Source organism: Amycolatopsis sp. NPDC052450, from assembly GCF_044547565.1.
Taxonomy (GTDB): domain Bacteria; phylum Actinomycetota; class Actinomycetes; order Mycobacteriales; family Pseudonocardiaceae; genus Amycolatopsis.
This window is the reverse complement of sequence record NZ_JBIUAQ010000001.1, coordinates 32,463-58,151: the sequence shown is the minus strand read 5'-3', so window position 1 is coordinate 58,151 and position 25,689 is coordinate 32,463. Positions and strand designations below refer to the sequence as shown.

At 70.0% G+C, this 25,689-nt stretch carries 23 protein-coding genes, 1 tRNA gene and 1 other RNA gene; 13 read left to right on the top strand and 12 right to left on the bottom strand.

Annotated features, from left to right (window positions below):
• Positions 1–3: 3 nt before the first annotated feature.
• The 4 genes from ACIHAO_RS00295 to ACIHAO_RS00280 all read right to left on the bottom strand — a co-directional run bounded on the left by ACIHAO_RS00295 (position 4) and on the right by ACIHAO_RS00280 (position 1,557).
• Positions 4–249, bottom strand: a complete 246-nt coding sequence (locus tag ACIHAO_RS00295; RefSeq protein WP_396554045.1) for a hypothetical protein — start codon at positions 247–249, stop codon at positions 4–6.
• Between the two features lie 3 nt (positions 250–252).
• Complete coding sequence (locus ACIHAO_RS00290; protein WP_005167132.1) at positions 253–513, bottom strand: hypothetical protein; 261 nt, start codon at positions 511–513, stop codon at positions 253–255.
• Positions 514–653: 140 nt separating this feature from the next.
• Positions 654–738 (bottom strand) — tRNA-Ser (locus ACIHAO_RS00285).
• Between the two features lie 63 nt (positions 739–801).
• Positions 802–1,557, bottom strand: coding sequence for a PP2C family protein-serine/threonine phosphatase (locus ACIHAO_RS00280; protein ID WP_396554044.1), 756 nt, complete (start codon positions 1,555–1,557; stop codon positions 802–804).
• A gap of 77 nt (positions 1,558–1,634) precedes the next feature.
• Here ACIHAO_RS00280 and ACIHAO_RS00275 point away from each other — a divergent pair, with 77 nt between their 5' ends.
• The 5 genes from ACIHAO_RS00275 (at position 1,635) to ACIHAO_RS00255 (ending at position 10,834) form a co-directional block, all read left to right on the top strand.
• Complete coding sequence (locus ACIHAO_RS00275) at positions 1,635–3,293, top strand: N-6 DNA methylase (RefSeq protein WP_396554043.1); 1,659 nt, start codon at positions 1,635–1,637, stop codon at positions 3,291–3,293.
• 54 nt (positions 3,294–3,347) lie between these two features.
• On the top strand, positions 3,348–4,232 hold the full coding sequence (locus tag ACIHAO_RS00270; protein WP_125784936.1) for a serine/threonine-protein kinase: 885 nt from the start codon (positions 3,348–3,350) through the stop codon (positions 4,230–4,232).
• Positions 4,233–4,326: 94 nt separating this feature from the next.
• Positions 4,327–4,974, top strand: coding sequence for a L,D-transpeptidase (locus ACIHAO_RS00265; protein ID WP_396554042.1), 648 nt, complete (start codon positions 4,327–4,329; stop codon positions 4,972–4,974).
• 293 nt (positions 4,975–5,267) lie between these two features.
• Complete coding sequence (locus tag ACIHAO_RS00260; RefSeq protein ID WP_396554041.1) at positions 5,268–7,925, top strand: PQQ-dependent sugar dehydrogenase; 2,658 nt, start codon at positions 5,268–5,270, stop codon at positions 7,923–7,925.
• An 86-nt stretch (positions 7,926–8,011) separates the two neighbouring features.
• On the top strand, positions 8,012–10,834 hold the full coding sequence (locus ACIHAO_RS00255; protein WP_396554040.1) for a PQQ-dependent sugar dehydrogenase: 2,823 nt from the start codon (positions 8,012–8,014) through the stop codon (positions 10,832–10,834).
• Between the two features lie 74 nt (positions 10,835–10,908).
• Here ACIHAO_RS00255 and ACIHAO_RS00250 read toward each other — a convergent pair whose 3' ends face one another.
• Positions 10,909–12,459, bottom strand: coding sequence for a 3-hydroxyacyl-CoA dehydrogenase (locus ACIHAO_RS00250; protein ID WP_396554039.1), 1,551 nt, complete (start codon positions 12,457–12,459; stop codon positions 10,909–10,911).
• A 142-nt stretch (positions 12,460–12,601) separates the two neighbouring features.
• On the opposite strand from ACIHAO_RS00250, the gene ACIHAO_RS00245 reads away from it, so the two are divergent.
• A complete protein-coding gene (locus ACIHAO_RS00245) occupies positions 12,602–12,805 on the top strand; it encodes a hypothetical protein (RefSeq protein ID WP_396554038.1) in 204 nt (67 codons plus the stop codon).
• 25 nt (positions 12,806–12,830) lie between these two features.
• On the top strand, positions 12,831–13,454 hold the full coding sequence (locus ACIHAO_RS00240; RefSeq protein WP_125784941.1) for a TetR/AcrR family transcriptional regulator: 624 nt from the start codon (positions 12,831–12,833) through the stop codon (positions 13,452–13,454).
• On the opposite strand, the gene ACIHAO_RS00235 is transcribed toward ACIHAO_RS00240, so the two are convergent.
• On the bottom strand, positions 13,438–14,127 hold the full coding sequence (locus ACIHAO_RS00235; RefSeq protein ID WP_396554037.1) for a TetR/AcrR family transcriptional regulator: 690 nt from the start codon (positions 14,125–14,127) through the stop codon (positions 13,438–13,440). The genes ACIHAO_RS00240 and ACIHAO_RS00235 overlap by 17 nt on opposite strands.
• Positions 14,128–14,421: 294 nt before the next feature.
• Here ACIHAO_RS00235 and ACIHAO_RS00230 point away from each other — a divergent pair, with 294 nt between their 5' ends.
• Positions 14,422–14,805: a nitroreductase family deazaflavin-dependent oxidoreductase gene (locus ACIHAO_RS00230; protein WP_396554761.1), complete on the top strand. Its 384-nt coding sequence runs from the start codon at positions 14,422–14,424 to the stop codon at positions 14,803–14,805.
• A gap of 274 nt (positions 14,806–15,079) precedes the next feature.
• Here ACIHAO_RS00230 and ACIHAO_RS00225 read toward each other — a convergent pair whose 3' ends face one another.
• The 3 genes from ACIHAO_RS00225 to ACIHAO_RS00215 all read right to left on the bottom strand — a co-directional run bounded on the left by ACIHAO_RS00225 (position 15,080) and on the right by ACIHAO_RS00215 (position 17,176).
• Entirely contained in the window at positions 15,080–15,286 is a 207-nt protein-coding gene (locus ACIHAO_RS00225) for a hypothetical protein (RefSeq protein WP_125784943.1), read from the bottom strand.
• A gap of 67 nt (positions 15,287–15,353) precedes the next feature.
• Positions 15,354–16,010, bottom strand: a complete 657-nt coding sequence (locus ACIHAO_RS00220; RefSeq protein ID WP_396554036.1) for a response regulator — start codon at positions 16,008–16,010, stop codon at positions 15,354–15,356.
• A complete protein-coding gene (locus ACIHAO_RS00215) occupies positions 16,007–17,176 on the bottom strand; it encodes a sensor histidine kinase (protein ID WP_396554035.1) in 1,170 nt (389 codons plus the stop codon). The genes ACIHAO_RS00220 and ACIHAO_RS00215 overlap by 4 nt, the downstream gene beginning before the upstream one ends.
• Positions 17,177–17,228: 52 nt before the next feature.
• Between ACIHAO_RS00215 and ACIHAO_RS00210 the strand changes: the two genes are divergently transcribed.
• Complete coding sequence (locus ACIHAO_RS00210; RefSeq protein WP_396554034.1) at positions 17,229–18,302, top strand: hypothetical protein; 1,074 nt, start codon at positions 17,229–17,231, stop codon at positions 18,300–18,302.
• Here ACIHAO_RS00210 and ACIHAO_RS00205 read toward each other — a convergent pair.
• On the bottom strand, positions 18,296–18,871 hold the full coding sequence (locus tag ACIHAO_RS00205) for a hypothetical protein (RefSeq protein WP_396554033.1): 576 nt from the start codon (positions 18,869–18,871) through the stop codon (positions 18,296–18,298). The genes ACIHAO_RS00210 and ACIHAO_RS00205 overlap by 7 nt on opposite strands.
• A gap of 171 nt (positions 18,872–19,042) precedes the next feature.
• On the opposite strand from ACIHAO_RS00205, the gene ACIHAO_RS00200 reads away from it, so the two are divergent.
• Both ACIHAO_RS00200 and ACIHAO_RS00195 read left to right on the top strand, forming a co-directional pair.
• The gene (locus ACIHAO_RS00200) at positions 19,043–19,792 is read left to right on the top strand and encodes a response regulator transcription factor (protein ID WP_396554032.1); all 750 of its coding nucleotides are present in this window, start codon (positions 19,043–19,045) and stop codon (positions 19,790–19,792) included.
• Positions 19,770–21,251, top strand: coding sequence for a sensor histidine kinase (locus tag ACIHAO_RS00195; RefSeq protein WP_396554031.1), 1,482 nt, complete (start codon positions 19,770–19,772; stop codon positions 21,249–21,251). The genes ACIHAO_RS00200 and ACIHAO_RS00195 overlap by 23 nt, the downstream gene beginning before the upstream one ends.
• Here ACIHAO_RS00195 and ACIHAO_RS00190 read toward each other — a convergent pair.
• Entirely contained in the window at positions 21,223–22,119 is an 897-nt protein-coding gene (locus ACIHAO_RS00190; RefSeq protein ID WP_396554030.1) for a serine/threonine dehydratase, read from the bottom strand. The genes ACIHAO_RS00195 and ACIHAO_RS00190 overlap by 29 nt on opposite strands.
• A gap of 46 nt (positions 22,120–22,165) precedes the next feature.
• Here ACIHAO_RS00190 and ffs point away from each other — a divergent pair.
• Positions 22,166–22,260: signal recognition particle sRNA small type (gene ffs, locus ACIHAO_RS00185), an RNA gene on the top strand.
• Between the two features lie 507 nt (positions 22,261–22,767).
• On the opposite strand, the gene ACIHAO_RS00180 is transcribed toward ffs, so the two are convergent.
• Complete coding sequence (locus ACIHAO_RS00180) at positions 22,768–23,601, bottom strand: spermidine synthase (protein WP_396554029.1); 834 nt, start codon at positions 23,599–23,601, stop codon at positions 22,768–22,770.
• 30 nt (positions 23,602–23,631) lie between these two features.
• On the opposite strand from ACIHAO_RS00180, the gene ACIHAO_RS00175 reads away from it, so the two are divergent.
• A complete protein-coding gene (locus tag ACIHAO_RS00175) occupies positions 23,632–25,689 on the top strand; it encodes a DNA polymerase III subunit gamma and tau (RefSeq protein ID WP_396554028.1) in 2,058 nt (685 codons plus the stop codon).

Below are 25,689 nucleotides of genomic sequence, written 5' to 3'. Positions count from 1 at the left end.
ATCTCAGAGGCGTGATTGGTAACCGCTGACCAGGTCGTCAGCGGCGGAAAGGCGCGTCAGGAGGTTTTCGATCCCCTCGTCGGCCTGCGCCAGCTGCGACGGCACCCATGGAACGGCTTGGGCCTGTGGTTCCACAAGAGCGCGCCTGGATTCCTCGAGCAGGCTTCTGGCCCGCTCGGCATGGGCACGTCCGTCGGCGAGGCCGGATTGGACGGCCGTCAGCAGCTGGTGCAGTTCTTCGAGGTACATGCGCTAGAGGCGGGTCGAGTAGGACTCGGCCGACGAAATGCCCGCCTGGATGGTGCTCTGCATACCGGTGATGCCCTGCAGGGCCTCGGCGAGAAGCCCGTGCGCCTGGCTCACCTCGTGCTGGGTACTGCCCTGGGTGGCCTGGGAAAGCGAAAGCTGTGCTTCTTCGAGAGACTGCGCTGCCTGCTGAAGTGCGGCGATGCTCGCGGATGCCTTCTCGTTCGCGAGCGCGATACCAGCGCGGATCTCTTCGACTCCGGCCATTTTGGCGGACTCCTTGGGACGTCGGGGGCTGGAACGACCACCATTGAACTTAGCGTGATCAACTGACTCTGTTAAGTGAAGGTCCTGCTAACTAATCAACAAGGCCCCGGACGTCGGAACGTCCGGGGCCTTGCTGACGGCGGAGGATACAGGATTCGAACCTGCGAGGGCGTGAACCCAACACGCTTTCCAAGCGTGCGCCTTAGGCCGCTCGGCCAATCCTCCGTGGGGAACTTTACCGGATGCCCTTTCGCCCCCGCGAAGGCGGGTCTGACCTGCGTTCGCGGCTTAAGCGGACGCGGGCACGGTGACGTCGACGACGTCGGCGACGACGCAGGTGATGTTGTCCGGTCCGCCGCCTTCGTTGGCCAGGTCGATCAGCCTCGGGACGGTCTCGGCGGGATCTTGGAAGGCGCCGAGGACGTCCTTGATAACGGTTTCGACAACCGTTGCCGTCAACCCGTCCGAGCACAGCAGGAGACGGTCTCCGGGGGCGGCGTCGAAGGCCCAGATGTCCGCTTCGCCGCTCCCGGTGCTCAGGAGTGCCTTCATCAACAGTGAGCCGCGAGGGTGCCCTTCGACCTCCGACGGGTCGATGCGGCCGTCGTCCGCGAGCGCCTGCGCGAGGGTGTGGTCGCGCGTGAAGCGCTGAAGCGTCCCTCCGCGGAGGAGGTATCCCTTGGAGTCGCCGATGTGGGCGGCCGTGAAGTGCGAGCCGTCGAACAGCAGCGCCGTCAGGGTGGTGCCCATTCCCCGCGTCTCGGGCTCCTGCTCGGCCGTCGCGGCGAGCCGGTCGTCGATCGTGCGCAGGCCGCCGGAGAGCACCTCGGCCAGGTCGACTTCCGCGAGGTCGAAACCGTGGAGGTCCGCGTCGAGCCGGGACAGGACGCCGACCGCCTCGGCGCTGGCCACCTCGCCGTGCGGCTGGCCGCCGATGCCGTCGGCGACGGCCAGCATCCTGGCGCTGACGTAGACCGAGTCCTGGTTGACCTGGCGGCGCCGCCCGACGTCCGAGCCGGCCGCGTACCGAAGGGTGTACCTCATGGACTCCAGTAAAGCAGCTGTGTACTGAGTTCACAAACAAAGGGCTGGAATGCTCAGCTGTCGGTTAGGATGCGCCGATGGAGGAGCAAGCCACCGTCAGCGCGGCGGACATCGCGCGGATCGCCGGCGTCGGCCGCGCGGCGGTGAGCAACTGGCGTCGACGGTACGGAGATTTTCCGCCGCCCGTCGGCGGGACGGCGTCGAGCCCCCTCTTTTCCCTTGTCCACGTCGAACACTGGCTGCGTGAACGCGGCAAACCGGTCGAGATCTCGCTCGGGGACCGGACCTGGCAGCGGCTGCGGAACCTCGGCGACGACCTGACGCTCGGCGACCGGGTCGGCAGGGTGGGCGCCTACCTGTCGCGGCGCGGTGTCCGGGAATGGACCTTTTCGCCCCGTTACGACGATGTCGAGCTGTTCGAGCTGGTGGACCGCTTCGCCGACGAGCAGGGCGCGCGGGAGGCGTTCGAGTTCCTGTGCGAGCGCTACGTCGAGGCGCACTCCCGACGGCTGTCCGTCACTCCCGGGCCGGTGGCCGCGCTGATGGCCCGCCTCATCGGTCCCGAACCCGGCGTCGTGCTCGACCCCGCGTGCGGGCTCGGGACCCTGCTGCTCGCCTCCGGCGGGACCCGGCTGCTCGGCCAGGTCGACGATCCGGTGACCTCGTGCATCGCCGCGCATCGGCTGCTGCTCGCGGGGGCCGACATGGAGATGTACGGCGCGGACGCGCTGTCGATGGACTCCTACGAAGGGGTTCTCGCGGACGCCGTCGTCTGCGATCCGCCGTTCAACGAACGCGAATGGGGCTACGACGCCCTCGTCGGCGACCCGCGCTGGGAGTACGGCCAGCCGCCGCGCGGCGAACCGGAACTGGCTTGGGTCCAGCACTGTCTCGCGCATGTGAAACCCGGCGGGCTGGTCGCGATCCGCATGCCCCCGGCCGCCGCCGGCCGCCGCACCGGGCGGCGGATCCGCGGGAACCTGTTGCGGGCCGGGGCTTTGCGTGCCGTGGTCACGGTCGACGGGGCGGATCTCTGGCTGTTGCGGCGGCCGGAGCCCGCCGAGCGTCCGCCGTCCAGGGTGCTCCTGCTGACCGATCCGTCCACTGTGGAGGAACAGTGGCGGGATCATCTGCGCGGCGCCGAGGTGCCGGGCGCGGTCCGGATCATCGACCTGCTCGACGAGGAGATCGACCTTTCTCCCGCGCGGTATCAGGATCGAGACGAACACTCGGGCGAAGCCTTCCTGGAAGTCCGAAGGTATTTTGAGGGAATCCGGCCGGAACTGCCGTCGCTGGCGGTGTCCGACGAGAAGCCGTCGTTCGTCACGATCGGTGAGCTGCTGAAGTCCGGCGTGCTCACCGTGCCGGAATCGGTGGACGAGGGCGATGTGGTCGCGTCGCCCTCCGCGCCCGCCTATGTCCACAGTGGAGAGACGAGGGTGGTCGAGCCGACGATGTCGAAGTACCGCACCGATCCCGAACGGCTGGACGCCGCGTTCCTCGCCGGATGCCTGCGCGCGGCGGGGCAGGCCGCACCGGCCTCGTCGACCAGGATCGACCTCAGGCGCACCCGGATCCCGCGTCTGCCGATCGAGACACAGCGGTCCTACGGGGCGGCGTTCACCCGGCTCGCCGCCTTCGAGGCCGCCCTGCGCGAGGCGGCGGAATCGGGCCTGGAGCTGGTGAGGCTAGGCTTGGCCGGGCTCACCGAAGGACAGCTCAAGCCGGAGAATTGATAGGTGTTGGAAGCGGAGCTTCTCCGTTGAGGGTGGCGGTGGGGGGGGACGAGGTTGCTGATCGCCGATCGCTACGAACTCGACGAGCTGCCGCTCGGCCGGGGTGGGATGGGCGCGGTCTACGCGGGCCACGACCGGCATCTCGGCCGCCGCGTGGCGGTGAAGTTCCTCGGGCTTCCCGGCGGTCCGGACGCCGAACTCGAGCAGCGGTTCATCCGCGAGGCGCGGATCCTCGCGACCCTGGAACACGCGGGCGCGCCGACGCTGTACGACTTCGGCACCTACGACGAGCGGCTGTACCAGGTCATGCAGTTCATCGAGGGCGTGACCGTCGCCGACCTCGCCGCCGAACACGGGCCGCTGCCGGTGCCGTGGGCGGCCGCGATCGCGGCGCAGGCCTGCGCGGTGCTGTCCGCCGCGCACGCGCTTTCCATCTGCCACCGCGATCTCAAGCCCACCAACCTGATGTTGTGTCCCGACGGCAGCGTGAAGGTGCTCGACTTCGGGCTCGCGATGCTGCGCGAGACCGACGTCGCCCAGTTCACCCGCGCCGGGCAGATCCTGGGCACCCCCGCGTACATGGCTCCCGAGCAGATCCAGCGCGGGATCGCCGGGCCACGCAGTGATCTGTACGCGCTGGGCTGCGTCCTGCACGAAATGCTGACCGGCAGGCAGCTCTTCACCGGCCCGACGGCGTACGCGGTCTTCGAGAAGCAGGTCAAGGAGAGCCCGGCCGAAGTGGACGGTGTCCCGGATGGACTGCGGGTGCTGCTCGCGGATCTCCTGGAGAAGGACCCGGAACGGCGTCCGTCCGACGCGGACGAACTGTTCGGGCGGCTGGCCGTGTTCGCGCGGGACCTGCCGCCGCTGCCCGGATACCTGGACGAAGGCGCCAATCCAGGCCGGATGTACGCGCGGGTCGTCGGCCGCGTGCCCTGAGACGCGATCGTGACCTTCCGATCAACAACCCCGGACGGGTGACCTCCGTCTTTACCCATGTCAGCAGGACTACGGGCAAACGGGGGTACGGGTCGTGAAGAAGTTCCTGGTGGGGGTGAGCGCACTGGCCACGGCGCTGGTGCTGACCGCGTGTTCCGGCAACGCCGGCGGCGGCGCGCCCGGCGGTGGCGCCGTTGCGCAGGGCGACCCGGCGGGCGGGACCACGACCACGTCGGCGCCGTCTTCGGCACCTGCGACCTCCTCGCCGACGCCGACGCCCAGTAGCTCCAGCTCCAACCCGAAGCCGACGTCCTCGAAGCCCAAGCCGACGCCGAAACCCACGCCGAAACCGGCGGCCAAGCCCGCCGCGAACGCCGCCGACGTTCCTTGCAAGGCCGCGCTGGCGTCACCGGGCGTGAGCGCCTGTGTGGACCTCTCCGCGCTGAAGACGTGGCTGCTGCAGGACGGCAAGGTCATCTACGGCCCGGTCAAGCAGCTGCCCGGCAAGAAGGGCCACGCGACGCCGACCGGGGTCTTCCACGTTTCGGCCAAGGTCAAGAACTACCACTCGAAGCAGTTCGACGCGCCGATGCCGAACTCGGTGTTCTTCCTGCCGGGCATCGCGTTCCACACCGGCAGCCTCTCGGTGTACTCGCACGGCTGCATCCACCTGTCCGCGGCGGCTTCGCAGAAGTACTTCACGACGCTGCAGAACGGCAACGTGGTGCAGGTCGTGGCCTGACGAGCGGCTCCGGATGGGGCGTGTCCCGAAAGTGGCTTTCGCGACGTTGGATGTCCCGAAAGTGGCTTTCGCGACATGCTCGCAGCCCCTCACGACCTGTGACGCCAACCCGGCCCAGGCCTCTCCACCCGATACGGCACCCTCGGCTCAGTGACCCGAATCGCCACTCACGACCACCGTGAGGCAGCGTTCTCGTGCGGATCATTGCGGTTCGGTTGCTTCGGCACGGATTCCGCAATGACCCGGCCTTCCCCGGCGACGTGCCATGACACGCCGGAAATGGGGAAGCGCCGATGAAGCCGAGCCGGGCACTCACTCGCATACTCGTGGCCTTGTCGGTTGCCATCCTGCTTCTCCCGGGCTGGGTGGGCGCTCCGGATGCGAGCGCGGCGCCCACCCTGCCGTCCGGTTTCGTGTTGCGTGATCAGCCGAGCGGACAGGCCGCGTTCGACCTGACCGATTTCGCTTATCTGCCGGACGGTTCGGTGCTCAGCATCGGCAAGAGCGGCAAGGTCGCCTGGGTGCCCGTGACCGGCCCGGCGCGGACGGTCGCGACCCTTCCCGTCCACGACAACGGAGATCTCGGCCTCGTCGGCCTCGCCGTCGCCCCGGATTTCGCCACCTCGCGCCGGATCTACCTCGCGTGGTCGTTCGACACGGGCGGCGGCGCGTTCACCATGCGGGTGGCGCGCTGGACGGTGACCGGCGCGGACGTCCCCACCGGCCTCGCGAACGAACGAGTGCTCGTCGACCTTCCCGGTTTCCACAACGTCCACGGAGTCTCCGGGCTCGTCGCCGCGCCGGACGGGACGTTGTGGATCTCCATCGGTGACGCCGCCGACTTCACCAGGATGGATCCGGGCGCGTTGCGCGCACTCGACCTCGATCAGCTGTACGGCAAGATCCTGCACGTCACACCGGATGGCGCCGGCGTGCCCGGAAATCCTTATCACTCCACAGCGGCGCCGGATTCGAATCGCTCCAAGGTGTTCTCCAGCGGTTACCGCAGCCCGTTCCGGATCTCCCTCGACCCGCGGCTCGGCCTGCCGGTCGTGGGCGACGTCGGCTGGAACACCTGGGAAGAGGTCGACGTCGTGCGGCCGGGCGCGAACCACGGCTGGCCGTGCTGGGAAGGGAATTCCCCGACGCCCGGGTACGCCGGCCTCGCCGGTTGCACGGGTGTGGTCAACACGCCGCCGATCACCGCCTATCACCACGGTTCCGGGGTCGACGAAGGAAACAGTGTCACCGCCGGGATCGTCTACAGTGGATCGTCCTATCCGGACGAATACCGCGGTGCCTTCTTCTTCGGCGACTACGTCACGCAGAAGATCTGGACGATGACGTACGACAGCCAGGGCAGGCTCGTCCAGGCACCGCAACGGCCGCCGAAGTTCACCGGCGTCGGCGGTCCGGTCAAGTTCGCGGCCGCGGCCAACGGCGACATCGTGTACGCCGACATCCACACCGGGAACCTGCGGCGGCTCAGCTATCCGGGGACGAACGCGGAACCGGTCGCGGTGGCGGCGTCGAGCACCGAGCCGTCGACGAGGACGGTGACCTTCGACGGCGCCGGGTCCTACGACTTCGACGGCGATCCGCTGGCCTACCACTGGGATTTCGGCGACGGTACGAGCCAGACCGGGGTCCGGGTGACCCACGCCTACGGTGCCGGAATGACGAGCGCGACCGCGCGGCTCACCGTCACCGACCGGCTCGGTGCCTCCGGCGGCACCGATGTGGTCGTGGTGCCGGGAAATCATTCGCCGGATCCGGTGCTGACGGATCCCGGCGCGCGGACCTTCGCGGTCGGGGAACCGGTCGTCGTCGGGGTGACGGCGACCGACGCCGAGGACGGCGCGCTCCCGGTCGCTTGGACCACGCTGATCCGGCACTGCCCGGAGGAGGCGACCTGTCACGCGCATCCCGGTTCGCCGGGCGGCGGACCGGCTTTCACCGTGCCGTTCACCGATCACCAGGACTCCCGCGTCGAGATCACGGCGACGGTGACCGACAGTGCCGGGGTGGCGGCGAGCAGGACCTACGTCGCCCTGCCGCGTGAGCACCGGCTGACGCTGACCGGCAGTGTCCCCGCGGCGGTGAGCATCCCGGCCGAGGGCGGGGTGAGCACGGCGATGGTGACCGAGGGGGCGACGTTCGAGGTGGTGGCGGAGGAGGTCGCCGCGGACGGCGTTTCGACGTTCGTGAACTGGTCCGACGGGAGGACCTCACGGACGGTGACCGTCACCGTCCCGGCGCACGACCTGACCATGACCGCGAACTACCTCACCCCGATCGACAAGCGCTATCAGGCGGAACCCGCGCTGCGGCAACGGCTCGGCGCGCCGGCCGGGCCCGAGATCACCGACGGGACCGTGCGCTACCGGGCGTACGCGGGCGGCAGGCTCTACTGGAGTGCCGAGACCGGCGTGAAGCAGATCGAAGGCGAGATCCTCAAGAAGTACCTCGCGCTCGGCGGGCACCGGAAGTTCGGTCCGCCCGCGACGGACGAGAGCGTCACTCCGGACGGCGTCGGCCGGTACAACCACTTCCCGAACTGGCCCGGCACTTCCCAGTCCTCGATCTACTGGACGCCGTCGACCGGCGCGCATCCGGTGTACGGGCGGATCAGGGTCAAATGGGCCGCGCTCGGCTGGGAGCGGGGGCCGCTCGGCTACCCGGCGACGGACGAGCTTCCGACCCCCGACGGTGTCGGCCGGTACAACCACTTCGCGAAGGCGGGCTCGGTCTACTGGACGATGGCCACCGACGCGCATGCCATCTACGGGGCGATCCGGCAGCGCTGGGCCGCGCTCGGCTGGGAGCGGTCGTACCTGCGCTACCCGGCGACGGACGAGTTCGGCATCCCCATCGGACGGCAGAACAGTTTCCAAGGCGGCTACGTCACGTGGAACCGGAGCACGGGGCAGGTGATCGACCGAAGGTGGTGATCACAATTCGATAAAGGCACTCGAAAGTGTGAAATGCCCACCTGGGCCCCGTCGATGAGACGTTCGACTGGGGAAGGGGCCCTTGCATGCCTTCGAAATTCCGCGCGCTCTGTCACGCCGTCGTGACGTTGCTGATAGTGACCTTGCTGGTGCCGCTGACGTCGACTTCCGCGTCCGCCGCACCCGTCATGCCGCCCGGCTTCGTCCTGCGTGACCAGCAGAGCGGGCAGGCTCCATACGACCTGACCGACTTCGCCTACCTGCCCGACGGCTCGATGCTGACCACCGGGAAGCAGGGCAACGTCGCCTGGGTGTCCACCACCGGGCAGACGCAGAGCATCGCGACCCTGTCCGTTCGCAGCACCGGTGACCTCGGGCTGGTCGGCATCGCGATCGCACCCGACTACGCCACCTCCCGCGTGATCTACACGGCCCGCGCGGTCGACGTCGCCGGCGGCGGGATCGCCCTGCGCGCCTCGCGCTGGACGGTCTCCGGCACCGACCGGCCGACCGGGCTGACCGGGGAGAAGGTGCTCATCGAGGGCGCCGCCAACACCGACATCCACGGCATCACCGGTGTCGTGGCCGCCCCCGACGGCACGGTGTGGGTCTCGACCGGCGACAGCTCCCGCTTCCAGGGCGCGGCCGACCCGTTCGCGCTCAACGTGTACGACCTCGACAAGATCTTCGGCAAGATCTTCCACATCACCGCGGACGGCGCCGGCGTGCCGGACAACCCCTACTACACCGCGGCGAACCCGAACTCGCTGCGCTCCAAGGTGTTCGCGAGCGGTTTCCGCAGCCCGTTCCGGTTCAGCCTCGACGCCAGCACCGGCCTGCCGGTGGTCGGCGACGTCGGCTGGGGCACCTGGGAAGAGATCAACTTCGTCCAGAAGGGCGCGAACCACGGCTGGCCGTGTTTCGAGGGCAACCAGCCCGCCGACGGCTTCTCCGCGATGCCGCAGTGCGCTTCGGCCGTGAACACCCCGCCGATGCTGGCGGTCCGCCACGGACAGGGCGTCGACAACGGCAACAGCATCACCGCCGGCATTGTCTACAATGGAGAGTCGTACCCGGAGGAATACCGCGGTGCGTACTTCTTCGGTGACTACGCCACCCAGAAGCTCTGGACGGCCAAGTACGACACGCAGGGCCGCGTCGTCCGCCCGCAGGAGACGCCGCCGAAGTTCACCGGCATCGGCGGTCCGGTCAAGTTCCTCGCCGCGGCCAACGGCGACATCGTGTACGCCGACATCTACACCGGTCTGCTGCGACGGCTCAGCTACACCACCGGGAACAAGGCGCCCGTCGCGGTGGCGACTTCGGAGACGAACCCCGAAACCCGCACGGTCTCCTTCGACGGCAGCGGTTCCTACGACTTCGACAACGACCCGCTGACCTACGAGTGGGACTTCGGCGACGGCACCACCGGCACCGGCGCGAAGGTCACTCACACCTACGCGGCCGGGACCGAGAAGTTCACCGCGAAACTGACGGTGAAGGACGGCCTCCAGGCCTCCGGGAGCACGGACATCGCCGTGGCGCCCGGAAACCACTCGCCGAAGCTCGTCATGACCGACCCCGGTGACCGCCTGTTCGCGGTCGGCGAGGAGGTCAAGGTCGGCGCGACCATCACCGACACCGAGGACGGCGCACTCCCGGTCACCTGGACCACGCTGGTCCGGCACTGCCCGGAGAACGCGGTCTGCCACGCGCATCCGGACCGCGGCGGCACCGGCCCCGAGTTCACCATGCCGTTCACCGACCACACGGACTCCAACCTGGAGTTCACCGCGACGGCGACCGACAGCGCCGGTGTCACGGTCTCGAAGACCTATGTCGCGAAGCCGCGCGAACACCGGTTGACCCTGACCAGCAACGTCGCCGCGGCGCTCGGCATCACGCCGGAAGGCGGCGCCACCTCGGCGATGGTGGTCGAAGGCGCGACCGTCGAGATCCAGGCGGCCGAGGTCGCTTCCGACGGTTCGTCGACCTTCACCGGGTGGTCCAACGGGGCCACCGGGCGGCTGACGAACATCACCATGGGCACCGTCGACCAGACGATCACGGCGAGCTACATCACGCCGATCGACAAGCGCTACCGCGACGAACCCGCGCTGGCGCAACGACTCGGCGCGCCGACCGCACCCGAAGCCGTCGACGGCACGGTCCGCTTCCGCACCTACGAGCGCGGGCGGCTGTACTGGTCGAAGGAGACGGGCGTCAAGCAGATCGAAGGCGAGATCCTCAAGAAGTACCTCGCCGCCGGTGGGCATGTGAAGTTCGGCCCGCCCGCCACCGACGAACAGGCCACTCCGGACGGTGTCGCCCGGTACAACCACTTCCCGGTCTGGCCCGGCGTTCTGCAGTCGTCGATCTACTACACCGTGAACACCGGAGCCCACCCGATCTACGGCAGGATCCGGCAGAAGTGGGCGTCGCTCGACTGGGAGCGGGGGCCGCTGGGCTACCCGAGCACCGATGAGGCGGGCACTCCGGACGGACTCGGCCGCTACAACCACTTCAGCAAGGCCGGTTCGATCTATTACACCGTCCAGACGGACGCGAGGGCGATCCACGGCCGGATCCGCGTCCGCTGGGCGGCGCTCGGCTGGGAAGCCGGGCCCATGGGATACCCGGCAACGGACGAGGCGGCGACCCCGGACGGCGTCGGCCGGTACACCCACTTCACCAAGGCCGGTTCCATCTACTGGTCGATGGCGACCGACGCGCACGGCGTGTGGGGCGAGATCCGCAAGCGCTGGGCGGCGCTCGGCTGGGAACGTTCTTACCTGCGTTACCCGACCACCGACGAAATGGTCGTCACCGGCGGAAGGCAGAACAACTTCCAGGGCGGCTACGTGTTCTGGAGCGCCTCCAACGGTGCGGTGACCGACCGCCCCTGGTAGGCATTTGATCGCGCGTGAAGGCCCCCTTCCCTCGGCTCAGCCGAGGGAAGGGGGCCTTCACGCGCTTGGGGGTCTCAGCGCAGGAGGTCGGCGGGGACGGTGCCCGTCGAGGTGAGCGGCAGGCCGAGCGCGACCCGTTCGGTCAGCCAGGCGCTCGGCCGGTAGCGCTGGTCGCCGGTGCTCGCGACGAGTCCGCGCAGGACCCGCAGCACGAGGTCCGCACCCGCTTCGTCGCCCCAGGTCAGCGGGCCGCGCGGGTAGCCGAGGCCGAGCCGGACGGCGGTGTCGATGTCCTCCGGTGTGGCGAGCCGCTGCCCGGCGATGAAGCAGGCGGTGTTGACGATCGACGCCAGCAGTCGCTGCGCGATCGGCGCGGGGCCGTCGCGGACCACGGTCACCGGCAGCCCGGTCGCGGCGAGCGCGCCCCAGGCGGTGCGGCCGGCGGCCGGGTCGAGCGCGGGGTGCACCGAAAGCGTCAGGCGTTTCCCGTAGCCGCCGAGGGGATCGACGCCGACGACCCGTTCCGCCGGGAGGCCCGCGGCCAGTGCGGTGTCCACAGTGGACGAACCGATCGGGCTGACGATCAGGACCGTGTCCGGGTAGGCGGAGTGCACGACCTGGATCCCCGCCGCCGAGAGCAGCGTGCCGAGCCGTTCGTCGTCGACCCACACGGGAGTGGTGGGGGCCTCCGGCGCGGCAGGCTCCGGCTCCACCTGCTGTTGCCCGTCGACGTAGCTGTAGAAGCCCTCGCCGTTCTTGCGTCCGAACAGTCCGGCGGCGACGCGGGGACGCGTCAGCCACGACGGCCGCAGCCGCGGTTCGCCGTGGAAGCCGCTCCAGATGCTTTCGAGCACGGCGTGCGAGACGTCGAGGCCGGTGAGGTCCAGCAGTTCGAACGGGCCGAGTTTCAAGCCGAGCACGTCACGCGCGACGCGGTCCACCTCGGCCGGGGTCGCGATCCCCTCGGCGAGGATCTGCAGTGCCTCAGTGCCCAGCCCGCGGCCGGCGTGGTTGACCAGGAAGCCCGGCGCGTCGCGCGCGAGGACGGGTTCGTGTCCCCAGCCGCGGACGAGTTCGGTCACGGCGGGCGGCAGCCACGCGGCGGTCCGCGCGCCGGGCACGACCTCCACCAGCCGCATCAGCGGGACCGGGTTGAAGAAGTGCAGGCCGAGCAGCCGGCCCGGATCGGTCAGCGCGGCACCGATCTCGGTGACAGAGAGCGAGCTGGTGTTGGTGGCGAACACGGTGTCCGGGCCGCAGACCCGTTCCAGCTCGGCGAACAGCGCGCGTTTGATCTCCAGGTCCTCGCGGACCGCTTCGATGACGAGGTCGACACCGTCGGCGGGGGCCAGCGGGTCTCCGGCCGCGATCAGCCTGCCTTTCGCGGCCGTGGCGGCTTCTTCGGTGATCTTGCCCTTCGAGGCGAGCTTGCCGAGCATCGCGCCGACATGGTCGATGGCCTCGCCGACGGCGTCGGGCCGGGCGTCGGCGAGCTCGACCTCGAGCCCCGCCGTCACGGCGAGCTGGACGATGCCCCGGCCCATCACCCCGGTTCCGATGACCCGGATCCTGCCGACCTGCTCCGCCCACTTCTCCACCGCGAGCCGCCTTTCCCTCGATGTCATCCCCGGCGTGACGCTAGCCGCCACGTCGGTATCTCGCCCGGAAGGGTGATCCGTGCCCCACTCGGCGTAAGGCCACCGACGCGGCGCGGTCCCCTCCGCGAAGACCAAGTGTTTCGCGCCCCACCCCGAAGGGAAAGCTCCCATGGTGACCGTCCCCGCCGCCACAGCCGTCCGGACCACGCCGTTGCTCCTCGTCGCCGTTCTCTTCGGCGCGATCGCCGCGTTCTTGGCGAGCCAGGCGCTGTGGCCGCTCACCGCGGTGGCCGTCGTGGTCGCCGCCGCCGTCCTCGCGGGAGGGGTGTGGCTGACCGGCCGGAAGAACGGACGTTCTCCCGCCGAGAGCTGATTCGGCACAGCTCTAAGATCGCCGTGTGACGGCGAAACGCTTGACGCGGGAAGAAAGCCGCGAGCAGACCAGGCAGCGCTTGCTCGCGGCGGCCGCCGAGCTGTTCTCCGAACGCGGGGTCAACGGCACGTCCGTCGAGCAGATCGCCGAACGGGCCGGATTCACCCGAGGCGCCTTCTACGGCAACTTCGACGGCAAGCACGAGCTGGTCGTCGAACTGCTGCGCCGCCGGACCCAGCGCGAGGCCGAAGAGGTCTCCGCGCTGCGTGAGGGCGTCGGCTCCTTCGCGGAGATGATGGACCGCCTGCGCGCGTGGAACGTCGAACGCGCCGAACACCTCGCCGGCTGGCTCACCCTGCGCACCGAACTGGCCCTTTACGCGCTGCGGAATCCCGACGCGCGCCCGCTCGTCGGCGAAGGCGAGAAGTCGACAAGGGCGCTGCTGGAGACTTCGATCCGGACCGAGCTCGCCGCGCGGGGCGCGGAACCGCCCGCGGACCCGGCCTTCCTCGCGTTGATCCTGCACGCGCTCGAGGACGGACTCCTGTTGCAGCGTTTCCTCAGTCCCGAGGGGACCGGCGACGAGGACGTGGTGGACGCCGTCCAGCTGCTGATGCGGTCTTGGACCGCGCTCAGCCGGTCATCTTGATCCCGGTGAACTCGGCCATCTGACGGATACCGTGCGCGAAGAAGGCGTCCGAAGGGTCGACGGAGCCGACGTACTGGCCGAACAGCTCGAAGTTGATCATCCCGAACAGCTGGGTCCAGGCCATGATCAGCCGGGAGGCCGTCTCGGGCGCCAGGTTGATCTTGAGGACTCCGGTGACGGCGTCGAGCTGGTGCAGTAGCTCGACGGGCATCTCGCCGACCTCGGTTTCGACCCGGAGATTCGCGTCGCGCAGGACCGCGACCAGCGCGAACGCCACCCGGCCCGCGGGGGCGACGGTGTCCTGCGGGGCCTGGTAACCGGGGATCGGCGAGCCGTAGATCAGCGCGTACTCGTGCGGGTGCGCCTTCGCCCAGGCGCGGACCGCGTGCCAGATCGACTCCCAGCGTGCCAGCGAGGACTTCTTGGGATCGTCGGCCGCCTCCGCGGCTTCGCCGACGGCGTTGTAGGCGTCGACGATCAGCGCGGTCAGCAGCTGTTCGCGGCTGGAGAAGTACCGGTACAACGCCGACGAGACCATGCCCAGCTCCCGCGCGACCGCGCGGAGCGAGAGGCCGAGCGCGCCGACCTCGGCGAGCTGGCGGCGGGCTTCGTCCTTGATCTCACGGGTGAGCTCGGCTCGGGCGCGTTCGCGCGCGGTCTGGGTGGCAGCCATGCTCTCACCATAGAGCATCGCACCTAAACGAGAGCACTGCTCTTGACATGACGCACCGCTCTGGTGTTCACTGCTCTTAACAGAGAGCACTGCTCTCTCGGACTTCGAGGAGCCGAGATGACCACCACTTCCTCCACCGCCGGCACCGCCGCCCACAGCACCGCCACACCCAGTGCCACTATCCCCAGCACGACTGTCCCCAGCACGACTGTCCCCAGCGCGACCGCCTCCGGCACCACTGTCGCCGCCCGCTACGTCAAGCCGGCCAAGGCCACCAACGCGTTCAACGAGTTCGTGCTCAAGCTGACGAAACTCGGCGTGTCCGTCTTGGGCAGCCGGGTGCTCTCGGTCCGGGGCCGGAAGAGCGGCGAACCGCGCTCGGTCCCGGTCAACCTGCTGAAGCTGGACGGGGAGCGCTACCTGGTCGCGCCGCGCGGTGTCACGCAGTGGGTGCGCAACCTGCGCGTCGCGGGTGAGGGACAGCTCAGCGTCGGGCGCCGGACCGAGACGTTCGGCTACACCGAACTCGCCGACGACGAGAAGCCGGCGATCCTGCGCGCGTACCTCAAGCGCTGGAAGTTCGAGGTCGGCGTGTTCTTCGACGGTGTCGACGCGAAAGCCTCCGACGAAGAACTGCTGGCGATCGCGCCCGGCTACCCGATCTTCAAGATCGCCTGAGACCGCGAGTTACGCCTCCAATCACGCGAGTTACGCCTTCAATCACGTGAGTTACGCCTTCAATCACGCGAGTTCGCCGTACGGCGACGGATTTCGCGCGCTGGACTGGATACCGCGGCGTGTCGTCCGGCTGGACACGGGTGCCGTCTCTCTGATCACGCGTGTCGTCCCTTTACCGGCGGACGGCGAAACCACAAACGTCAGGCGTGCAGGATCAGGCGGCACGAGGGCGCGTGTCGGCGGCCGGAGAAGTCCGAAAGCGTGAAAGGCGCGGCTAATCCTCGGTGGGAGCCCGCCGGGTGCGGCGGGCGGTGGCCGCCACCAGCACCACCCCGACCAGGAACGCGACGAGCCCGATCAGGAACCACAGTTTCTGCCCGGTCATGAAGCTGCCGGTCAGCACGCCGGCGCCCTGGAGCACCCAGACGCCGCCCACCAGCAGGAAGACCAGTCCGATCGTGAGCGTCACCCAGCGTTTCATCCACGGCTCCCCGCCTCGACGTGCCCTGCGGTGATTCTGGCACCGGGAGCCCCGTCCGGCGAACCGATCATCGTCTGCCGACGAGGCCGTTCCGGAACGCGTAGACGACGGCGTGCACCCGGTCGCGCAATCCCAGTTTGGCGAGGATACGGGAAACGTGGGTCTTCACCGTCTCTTCGCCCACGTGCAGGTGCGCGGCGATTTCCGCGTTGCTGGAGGCGTCGGCGACGAGCATGAGGACTTCGCGTTCGCGTGAGGTGAGCCGTTCCAGTTCCGCCGGTTCGGCGGCCGCGGGTTCGATGCTGGTGGCGAAGGTCGACACGAGCCGCCGGGTCACCGTCGGGTCGATCAGCGCGTCTCCGCGTGCGGCGACGCGCATGGCCGAAACGAGTTCCTCGGGCGCGAGGCTCTTCAACAGGAACCCGCTCGCCCCGGCGCGCAGCGCGCGATACACGTACTCGTCGGAGTCGTAGGTCGTCAGCACGAGCACGCGGGTGTCGTTGCCCGGCGCGGACATGATCGCCTCGGTCGCGGCCAGACCGTCCAATTTGGGCATCCGGACGTCGAGCACGGCGACGTCCGGGCGCAGCGCGGCCGCCTGTGCGACGGCTTCGCGTCCGTCCGCTGCCTCGCCGACGCATTCGAAGTCCGCCTGGGTGTCCAGCACCGCGCGCATCCCGGAGCGGAACATCGCGTGGTCGTCCGCCAGCAGAACCCGGATCACTGTGCCTCCAAAGGAAAACCGACTCGAATCCGCCAGCGCCGCCCGTCGTCGAGCGGTCCGCATTCCGCCTGGCCGCCGAACAACGCGACGCGCTGCCGGATTCCGGCGAGACCGCGTTTCGTCGACTCGGCGGACGTGTTCGGGTGGCCCATCTCGTTCGTGATGGTGAGGACGACCTCCGTTTGCCGGTAGGCGAGGTCGATCTCGACGGTCCCGCCGCGACCGTGCCGGAGCGCGTTCGTCAGCGCCTCCTGCGCGATGCGGTACAACGCGATGTCCACCGATCCCGGCAGTTCCCGCGGCCCGCCGTGACTGGTCAGCCGCGCGGGCAGCCCGGCGGTGCGGAGGTTGTCGAGCAGTTCGTCGAGGTTGTCCAGCCCCGGCTGCCGTTGCGCGTCGCCGTTCTCCTTGCCGTGCAAGAGATCCAGGAGACGCCGCAGGTCGGCCATCGCGGCCCGGCTCGACGATTCGACGGCCGAGAGCGAACGCCGCACGGCGGGTTCTCCCTCCGGCAGCCCGAGCCGCGCGGCGCCGGCGTGCACACCGATCGCGCTGACGTGGTGGGAGATCACATCGTGCAGGTCGCGCGCGATCGTCGTGCGTTCTTCGGCGACGGCCCGGCGGACGGCCTCGGCTTCGTGCTGCTGCCGTCGTTCCTCCGCGCGCTGGAGATCGGCGATGTACGCGCGCCGCGCGGTCGTGTAGCGGCCGACCATCCACGGCAGCAGCCCGCTCACGCCGACGTCGATGATCAGCACCCGCCAGTCCCGATCGCCCCGGTCGGCCGGGATGAGGCTGCAGGCGACGAGACCGGCGAGCATCGCGGCGAGTGCGGCCAGCGCGGGTCTGGTCGCGAGCCAGGCACCCGCGCGGTAGCCCGCGATCAGCACGCCCGCGTTCGTGGCCTGCAGGTAGTGGTCGTACGGGTACAGCAGGAGCGGCGCGGCGACGAGCAGGACGGCGTGCGCGGCGGAAACCCAGCCGGAGTACCGCGAAGGCCCGGCGAGCGCCGCGTTGGCGAGGATTCCGCCCACCAGCACCACCCACACCTGCCAGCCGAGCGAGAGCGGTGGTCCGCCGATGAGATACAGCCCGGCGTCGGCGACCAGGCAGACGGCCGCGACCGCATACGCCTGCCTCGCCAGCGAACCACTGATGTCCCGCACGCGCCCAACTCTGCCCTATTTCGCTGGACAGGGGTTCCTAAGATCGAAAGCCATGGGGACCACGAAGACGCCCGTGCTCTGGACGACCGGGGCACCGGGAGCCGGGAAATCCACCACCGCCTGGGGTTTGTACACGCGCATCGTGGAAGCGGGCGGCAACGTCGCGTACGTCGACATCGACCAGCTCGGGTTGATCGGCCCGCCTCCGGGCGGTGGCGAAGCCGCACACGCGATCAAGGCGGCCAATTTGCTGCGGGTGCTGGGGATTCTGCGCGCGCGGGGTGCCAGGCAGCTCGTCGTGTCCGGGATCGTGGACCCCGGAAACGGTGTCGAGCCGCATTTCGAGGGCGGCGACTTCGATCTCACCCTCATTCGGCTGACGTGCGATCGGGACGAACTCCGGAGCCGGTTCCTCGGCCGGGGTTCACCCGCCGCGGCGCTGCCCGACCTGTACGCGGTGGCGGACGCCTACGACCGCACCGGTTTCGGCGAGGCGATGGACACGACCGGGCAGCGGCACGAGGAGACCGTGGAGGCACTGTTCCCGCGTTGCGTCGCAGGCGATGGACCGGTCCGGGTGCCGGGTGTCGTGGAGCCATCGCCCGGTCCGGTGACGGTGGTGACCGGACCGACGGCGGTCGGCAAATCGACGGCCGCCTTCAGCGCGCTGCGGGACCTCTGGGCACGCGAGATGCCCGTCGCCTACGTCGATCTCGCGCAACTCGGCTTCGCGAATCCCGGCCCGGATCCGGCACTGGAGGCGGCGAATCTCGCGGCCGTCTGGCGCGGCTACCGCGAAGCCGGAGCGAAGCGGTTGATCGTCGTCGCCAGGGAATTCCTGCCGGAGCACCGGCGGGTCTTCGAGGAGGTCACCGTCGTCCACCTCGACGCGGACGCCCCGACGCTCACCGAACGCGTCGGGCGCCGCGCCGAGGGCGAAAGCGCGCTGCTGGCGGGTGACGAACTACGCGGCGTGCCACCTGTCGTACGGGACCGGGTGGCCGCCCGCGCGGTCACCGAGGCGGCCCGGATGCGGCAGGCCCGCACCGATCGCGTCGTCCTGGACACCACCGGGCAGGAGCCCGCCGAGACGGCCGCCGCGCTGCTCGCCGTCCTGGCTCAGTAGCGGCGCGGGCCGTCCTGCCCCTGTTGCCCCTGACCGGGCCCGCCGCGCTGGTTCTGCCCCGGTTTGCCGATGGTCGTCGCCGTCGCGGCGTCGCCGGTGACCGTGGCGTTCACCGTCACCGTCTCGCCGGTCTTGGGATCGCCGGTCTTCCGTGTCGACGCGTCGATCGTGTAGACCTGCTTGTAGCCGTCCTTGCTGGTGAGGCTGATGGACGTCGCGCTGATCTCGGTGATCTCGCCGGTCTGCGTCCGTTCGGTGCGGTAGCCGCCCTTGCCGTCGGAGACGACGAAGTCGCCGTGCAGCGTGTCGCGCGGCATACCCCCGCCAGGGCCCATGAGCACCCGGCCGCCGCCGGGGCCGCCCATCATCCCGCCCTGTTCGGCGCCGTTCGCGGCGGTTCCGGCCCAGATCGCGGCCCCGCCGCCGGCGGCGATCACCACCGCCACCCCGGCGGCGATCGCGGTCTTGCGGCCCGACCAGGTCTTCTTCGGTTCACCCGCCGGGGCAGGCGCGCCCCAGGTGGCGGTCTCGTCCGCCGGGGGTTCGGCGGGTTTGGTCGGTTCGGTCATCTGGTCGCCTCCGTGTGGTCGGTTGCGGCCATGGTCGGCGCCGTCGCTGTGCGGAAGCTGTGCCGTCGGTGGGCACGCGCTGTGTTTTCGCTCCCCGGCAGGGTGATCGTTCACAGGAAACGCACAGGCGGGACACAGAGAAGCCTCATCGGGGCCGCCCAGGATGGCAGCATGACCAGTGTGAACGTCCCTTCGCCCGGTTCCGGCAAGGCGGGCCTGCGCCGTGCCGACGGCAGCCCCGTGCGGGTGCTGGTCGTCGACGACGAGGCGACCCTGTCCGAGCTCGTGTCGATGGCGCTGCGCATGGAGGGCTGGGACATCCGCACCGCCGCCGACGGGATCGAGGCGGTCCGCGTCGCGAGGGAATTCCGGCCGGACGCGGTGGTGCTGGACGTCATGCTGCCGGATATGAGCGGCCTGGACGTGTTGCGGCGCCTGCGTTCCGAGGTGCCGAACCTGCCGGTGCTGTTCCTGACCGCGAAGGACGCGGTGGAGGACCGGATCGCCGGGCTCACCGCGGGCGGCGACGACTACGTCACCAAACCGTTCAGCCTGGAGGAGGTCGCGTTGCGGCTGCGCGCGCTGCTGCGCCGCGCGGGCGGGGTGGCCGGGCCGAGCGGTTCGACGCTCGTCGTCGGAGACCTGACCTTGGACGAGGACAGCCGCGAAGTGCACCGTGGCGGCGATTCGGTGCCGCTGACCGCTACCGAGTTCGAGCTGCTGCGTTACCTCATGCGGAATCCGAAGCGGGTGCTGTCGAAGGCGCAGATCCTCGACCGGGTGTGGAGCTACGACTTCGGCGGCCAGGCCAACATCGTCGAGCTGTACATCTCCTACCTCCGCAAGAAGATCGACGCCGACCGGGAACCGATGATCCACACGATGCGCGGCGCCGGGTATGTCCTCAAACCCGCGGGGTAGGCGGCCGTGGTCCCTGCGACGGCGGTTGATCGCGCAGGTCGCGGGGCTGCTCGCGCTCGTCTGCCTGGTGGTCGGCGTGGTGACCGAACTGGCGTTGCGCGACTTCCTGTTCGACCAGCTCGACGCCCGGCTCGCCGAGACGAGTGAACGCGCGAGCCGTCCGGCGCCACCGGGCCGTCCCGGCGGGGAAAGGGTTCCCGAGGGCCTGCGCGCGTACGGGCAGAGCACCGGTTCGCTGTTCGTGAACATCCTCCCGGACGGGCGGGTGATCGCGGCGGTGCTGCGGTCCAGCTACGACGCGAAGATCGCCGATCCGTTCCCCCACGACCCGCTCGGCCCGGGCCAGATGTCCGCGCTCCTGCGGTCGACGCCGACCGACAAGCCCACCGACGTGGACCTGGGCCCACTCGGGGAGTACCGCGTGGTGGCCAAATCGGCGGCCAACGGCAGCGTCGCGATCACCGGACTGCCCACAAAGGACGTCACGGACACGTTGTGGAACCTCGGTTTCATCTTCGGCGGGGTGGCCGTCGGCGGCATCCTGCTGGCGGGCGCGCTCGGCGCGGTGACCGTGCGGCGCACCATGAAACCCCTCGACCGCCTGGCCGCCACGGCGACCCGGGTCGCCGAGCTGCCGTTGGACCGCGGCGAGGTCGCACTGTTCGAACGAGTGTCCGAAGTGGACACGGATCCGCGCACCGAGGTCGGCAAGGTCGGCTTCGCGCTCAATCGCATGCTCGGCCACATCGCGAGTGCCTTGTCCGCCCGCCAGGCCAGCGAGAGCCGGGTGCGCCGGTTCGTCGCGGACGCCAGCCACGAACTGCGGACCCCGCTCGCGGCCATCCGCGGTTACGCGGAACTCACCCGGCGGTCCGGCTCCGAGGTGCCGCCGGACATCGCGTTCGCGATGGGAAGGGTCGAGTCGGAATCGACGCGGATGACCGGCCTGGTCGAGGATCTGCTGCTGCTCGCGCGGCTCGACTCCGGCCGTCCGGTGGTGCACCAGCCGGTCGATCTGTCCCGGCTGGTCGCGGACGCCGTCGCCGACGCGCACGTCGCCGGGCCGGAGCACAAGTGGCTGCTGGAGGTGCCGCCGGAACCGATCACCGTCCTCGGCGACGCGGATCAGCTGCACCAGGTGGTGATCAACCTGCTGGGCAACGCGCGCACGCACACCCCGGCGGGCACCGAGGTCACCACCTCGCTGTCCATAGTGGACTCGATGGCGACACTGTCCATTGTCGACAGTGGTCCGGGTATTCCGCCGGAAATCCTCCCGGACGTCTTCGAACGCTTCGCCCGCGGCGACGATTCGAGGTCACGGGCGGCGGGCAGCACCGGACTCGGGCTGGCCATCGTCGCGGCCGTCGTCGCCGCGCACGGCGGACAGGTCGGGGTCGCCAGCCGTCCGGGGCGGACGGAGTTCCGGGTCAGGCTCCGGGCGTCCAATCACTGTTAGCGCCGCACAGGATGACGCAGGGCAGCGCACCCTCGGTCCGTCCGGCCAGCCACGCGGCGAACGGGACGGCCGCGGCCGGTTCGACGGCGAGGCGGAACTCCTCCCAGAGCCGGTCCCGCGCGGCGAGCAGTTCCGCGTCGCTGACCAGCACGGAGGTCACTCGATCCCGCAGGACGGCGAACGGGACGCTCCCGATCCTGGTCGCGCCCAGCGCCGACGACGCCACCGAGTCGATCTCCACGTCCACCGGCTCGCCCGCCGTCAGCGCCGCGTCGAGCGCGCGGCACCGCTCCGGCTCGACGGCGTACGTCGGCAACCCGGCCAGCGACGTCCCCGCGACCAGCCCGCCGCCGCCGACCGCGACCAAGAACGCGTCGACATCCGGCGCGTCCTGGACCACTTCGGCCGCCACAGTGCCCTGACCAGCGACGATGGCGGGATCGTCGTACGCGTGCAGATACCGCGTACCCGGCTCAGAGGCGGCTTCGAGCGCCTTCGCGGCGGCCTCGGCGTACGTCGCTCCGTGACGGATGAGCTTCGCGCCCGCGGCCTCGATCCTGGCCGTCTTCGCCTGCGGAGCCGACTCCGGCACGTACACCGTCGCGGGCAGATTCAGCAGCGAAGCCGCCGTCGCCACACCCAGCCCATGGTTGCCGCCGGACGCCGTCAGCACCCGCTCCGGCAACGGCCCGCTCAGCAGCGCGTTCACCGCGCCCCGCAGTTTGAACGACCCGCTCCGCTGCAGATGCTCCAGCTTGAGCACCAGCGGCCGCCCGTCGACCTCGGCGCGCAGCAGCGGCGTGTGTCGCACGAACGGGTGGACGGCTTCGGCGGCCTTGAGGACATCTGCCCAGGTCGGAGTACTCATACCCCCCACTGTCCTCCATGCCTGGAGGGGAGTGACTACACTGGTCCCCGGATCCCGCGCGGCGTCCATCTTGTGAACCTCCCCAGGGCCGGAAGGCAGCAAGGATAAGCAAGCTCTGACGGGTGCGCGGGATCCCCTTTCATTTCCGGGGTCGGTCCCGCCCCACCCGTGGTCGTGGCGATTCGGGTTCTGGCGAGCCTCCCCTTGGGTACCTACCGCGTGACCTTCGGCGCTTCTTGCGTGATGCCTGGTTTGAAGTACATGAAGGGGTCCTTGCTGTACCTGGGCGCAAGGATGGGGTCCTTCATGTACTGGGTTTCACGCGCCGTCGCTATAGCGGCCGAGACTCATGGTGGCGTTCCTGCCGGCCTGCGGCAGCAGCGCCGCCTCGGCCCGGCCCGAGGTGAAGGGCCCCTTCCCTACTCTCAGGGTAGGGAAGGAGTCCCTCACGAACCTGCGAACCCGATCCATCCCGCCGTAGGCACCTGGAACACGGCCGGCCCTGACCCGAATCACCACCCACGAACCGCGACCACTCACGTGAGCGCCCGACTTGAGACCTTCATGCGCGGGTCTGCCTCGGCGCGGGCCGAGCTCAGCACGGACCTTCGATCCCGACCCAAGACACCCGAATCGCCACTCACGAGCCTAGAAGATCCCGAAGACGTCCTTCGGCGGCACAGGTGACGGCACGGCGTCCGCGTCGGTGACGGGTTTCGCTTTGCCCTGGAGCTGCCGTAGGTCCTCACCAGCGACGCAGCGGGCCGGGTACGCGGACGACGCGGCCCGGCGGGTCATCTCGGTCACCGGGAGTTCGACGCGGGAAGCGGCGACGACGATGTTCCCGAACCGGCGGCCCCGCAGGACACCCGGCTCCGCGAGCAGCGCGAGGTGCGGGAACGACGTCGCCAGTGTCGCCAGGAACCGGCGGAGGAACGGCAGGTTCGGGCCGTCGGAGATGTTGGCCAGGTAGGTCCCGGCCGGCCGAAGGACGCGCGCGACCTCGTTCGTGAACTCGACGGTCGCGAGCCCGCCGGCCAGGATTCCGCGCTCGAAAGCGTCCACGATGACCAGGTCGGCCGAAGCGTCGTACCTGCCGGAGACGCCTTCGCGGCCGTCGCCGACACGGACCTTCAGTCCCTTCAGGCCTAGTTGCTCGCGGATGAGCGCGACGAGCTCGCCGTCGGCGTCGAAGACCAGCTGCCGCGAGCGCGGCCGCGCGGCGGTGATGTAGCGGGGGAGCGTGCAGGCCGCCCCGCCGACGTGCAGCACGTCGAGTGGGCCTTCGCCGAGGCAGTCGACGACGTCGGCGATCCGGCGGATGTAGTCGAACTCGAGATCCGTGGGGTCGTCGAGGTTGACGTGCGACTGGGCGACCCCGTCGACCGTGATCATCCAGGCGTTCGGGCGGTCGGCGTCGCGCAGCAGTTCGGCGGCTCCGAAGCGGACCGGATACGTTCCCGGGGTCGGTGCTGGTCTCACCCTGTCGGCCCCTCCCGGTAGTCTCGCCGCGTGGCTCTAGCTCTATACCGAAAGTACCGTCCGGCTACCTTCGCCGAGGTCGTCGGGCAGGAGCATGTGACCGATCCGCTGCGTACGGCGCTCGCCGCCGGGCGCATCAACCACGCCTACCTCTTCTCGGGCCCGCGCGGCTGCGGCAAGACGTCGAGCGCCCGCATCATGGCGCGTTCACTGAACTGCGCGAAGGGCCCGACGCCGGATCCGTGCGGCGAGTGCAACTCGTGCCGCAACCTCGCGCCCGAAGGCCCCGGCAGCGTCGACGTCACCGAACTCGACGCCGCCAGCCACGGTGGCGTCGACGACGCCCGTGAGCTGCGGGACAGGGCCTTCTACGCCCCGGCGGACTCGCGCTACCGCGTCTTCATCATCGACGAGGCGCACATGGTCACCACGCAGGGCTTCAACGCCCTGCTGAAGATCGTGGAAGAGCCGCCGGAGCACCTGATCTTCATCTTCGCGACCACCGAACCGGACAAGGTGCTGCCCACCATCCGGTCGCGGACGCACCACTACCCCTTCCGGCTGATCCCGCCCAGCTCCATGCGTGAGCTGCTGGAACGCAACGTCGCCGCCGAGGGCGCGCAGGTCGAGCCCGCGGTGTATCCGCTGGTCATCCGCGCGGGCGGTGGTTCGGCGCGGGACACGCAATCGGTGCTGGACCAGCTGCTGGCGGGGGCCGGGCCGGACGGCGTCGACTACTCGCGCGCGGTGTCGCTGCTGGGTGTCACCGACGTCGCGCTCATCGACGGCATGGTCGACGCGCTGGCCGCGGACGACGCGGCGGCCGTGTTCGGCACGGTCGAGAGCCTCGCCGAGGCCGGGCACGACCCGCGACGGTTCGCCACCGACCTGCTCGACCGCCTGCGCGATCTGGTGATGCTGCGCTCGGTGCCGGACGCGGGCGAGCGCGGGCTGGTCGCAGCGCCGGACGACGAACTCAAGAAGATGAAGGAGCAGGCGGGCAAACTGGAGCCCGCCACGCTCTCGCGCTACGCCGACATCGTCCACAATGGACTCTTGGAGATGCGGGGCGCGACCTCGCCGCGGCTGGTGCTGGAACTGCTGACGGCGCGGATGCTGCTGCCGTCGGTCGCCGAGGGCACCGACGCGTTGCTCGCCCGTCTCGAACGGCTCGAGCGGCGTGCCGCTTCGGCCCCGGCGCCCGTCGCCAGTGCTCCGGCACAGGCTGCTCCGGCAGCGCAAGCCCCTCAGGCTGCTCCGGTGGCGCAGTCCGCGCCTGCCCCGGCAGCGCCTTCGGGTGAACCCGTCCGCGAGTTCCAGCGGCCGTCGCAACGACCCGCCGCACCCGCTCAGCAGTCCGCGCCGTCTCCACAGGCCGCACCGGCACCCCAGCCCGTCGCGCGGCCGGAACCGGTCGCCGAACGGCCCGCCCCGCAACGCCCGTCCGCGCCCACCCCGCCGCCGGCCGCGCCCGCGGCGGCGGCAGCGCCTTCGGGCGGCTCGACGGACGTGGACGGGATCCGCGCCCGCTGGCCGCAGGTGCAGGCCGCGATCCGCAAGATCCCGGGCGGCACCGTCACCGGCGCGATGCTCACGCAGGCGAGTGTGGTGAGTGTCGAAGGCAACGCCGTCACGCTCACGCACAACGCGGAACCGGTGGTCCGCAGGCTTTCCGAACCGCTGCACACGGAGCGCATCGCGGCCGCGTTCAAGGCGGTCTTCGAAGACGACTGGCAGATCCGGTGCGTCCACGGTGCCGCGCAGGCCCGGCAGGCAGCCGCTCCCAAGGCCGCGCCGCCGCCGTCCGCGCCTGAGCGTTCCTTCACCCGCCGGTCCGCCGAAGCGCCCTCCGCCGCTCCGGCGCCTCCCGCGCCGAAGCCGGAGCCCCAGCGGCCGAAGGTGGTCACGACCGAGCCCGACATCCCGCTCCCGCCCGAGCCGGCGGAGGAGGACGAGGACCTCTACAACGAGGACGCGAGTCCCGCTCCGCCGCCTCCGCCGCTCCCGCCCGATAAGGATCCGGAAGAGATCGCCCGGAAACTCCTCACCGACCACCTCAACGCCCGCCCCCTCGACGAACGCAAGTAG

Excerpts from the sequence above, each read along its gene's own strand:
- ACIHAO_RS00255 (WP_396554040.1), top strand. The coding sequence starts at position 8,012 with ATGCCTTCGAAATTCCGCGCGCTCTGTCACGCCGTCGTGACGTTGCTG.
- ACIHAO_RS00295 (WP_396554045.1), bottom strand. The coding sequence starts at position 249 with ATGTACCTCGAAGAACTGCACCAGCTGCTGACGGCCGTCCAATCCGGC.
- ACIHAO_RS00235 (WP_396554037.1), bottom strand. The coding sequence starts at position 14,127 with ATGGCTGCCACCCAGACCGCGCGCGAACGCGCCCGAGCCGAGCTCACC.
- ACIHAO_RS00190 (WP_396554030.1), bottom strand. The coding sequence starts at position 22,119 with ATGAGTACTCCGACCTGGGCAGATGTCCTCAAGGCCGCCGAAGCCGTC.
- ACIHAO_RS00280 (WP_396554044.1), bottom strand. The coding sequence starts at position 1,557 with ATGAGGTACACCCTTCGGTACGCGGCCGGCTCGGACGTCGGGCGGCGC.
- ACIHAO_RS00210 (WP_396554034.1), top strand. The coding sequence starts at position 17,229 with ATGGGGACCACGAAGACGCCCGTGCTCTGGACGACCGGGGCACCGGGA.
- ACIHAO_RS00200 (WP_396554032.1), top strand. The coding sequence starts at position 19,043 with ATGACCAGTGTGAACGTCCCTTCGCCCGGTTCCGGCAAGGCGGGCCTG.
- ACIHAO_RS00275 (WP_396554043.1), top strand. The coding sequence starts at position 1,635 with ATGGAGGAGCAAGCCACCGTCAGCGCGGCGGACATCGCGCGGATCGCC.
- ACIHAO_RS00260 (WP_396554041.1), top strand. The coding sequence starts at position 5,268 with ATGAAGCCGAGCCGGGCACTCACTCGCATACTCGTGGCCTTGTCGGTT.
- ACIHAO_RS00250 (WP_396554039.1), bottom strand. The coding sequence starts at position 12,459 with ATGACATCGAGGGAAAGGCGGCTCGCGGTGGAGAAGTGGGCGGAGCAG.
- ACIHAO_RS00195 (WP_396554031.1), top strand. The coding sequence starts at position 19,770 with ATGTCCTCAAACCCGCGGGGTAGGCGGCCGTGGTCCCTGCGACGGCGG.
- ACIHAO_RS00245 (WP_396554038.1), top strand. The coding sequence starts at position 12,602 with ATGGTGACCGTCCCCGCCGCCACAGCCGTCCGGACCACGCCGTTGCTC.
- ACIHAO_RS00290 (WP_005167132.1), bottom strand. The coding sequence starts at position 513 with ATGGCCGGAGTCGAAGAGATCCGCGCTGGTATCGCGCTCGCGAACGAG.
- ACIHAO_RS00225 (WP_125784943.1), bottom strand. The coding sequence starts at position 15,286 with ATGAAACGCTGGGTGACGCTCACGATCGGACTGGTCTTCCTGCTGGTG.
- ACIHAO_RS00205 (WP_396554033.1), bottom strand. The coding sequence starts at position 18,871 with ATGACCGAACCGACCAAACCCGCCGAACCCCCGGCGGACGAGACCGCC.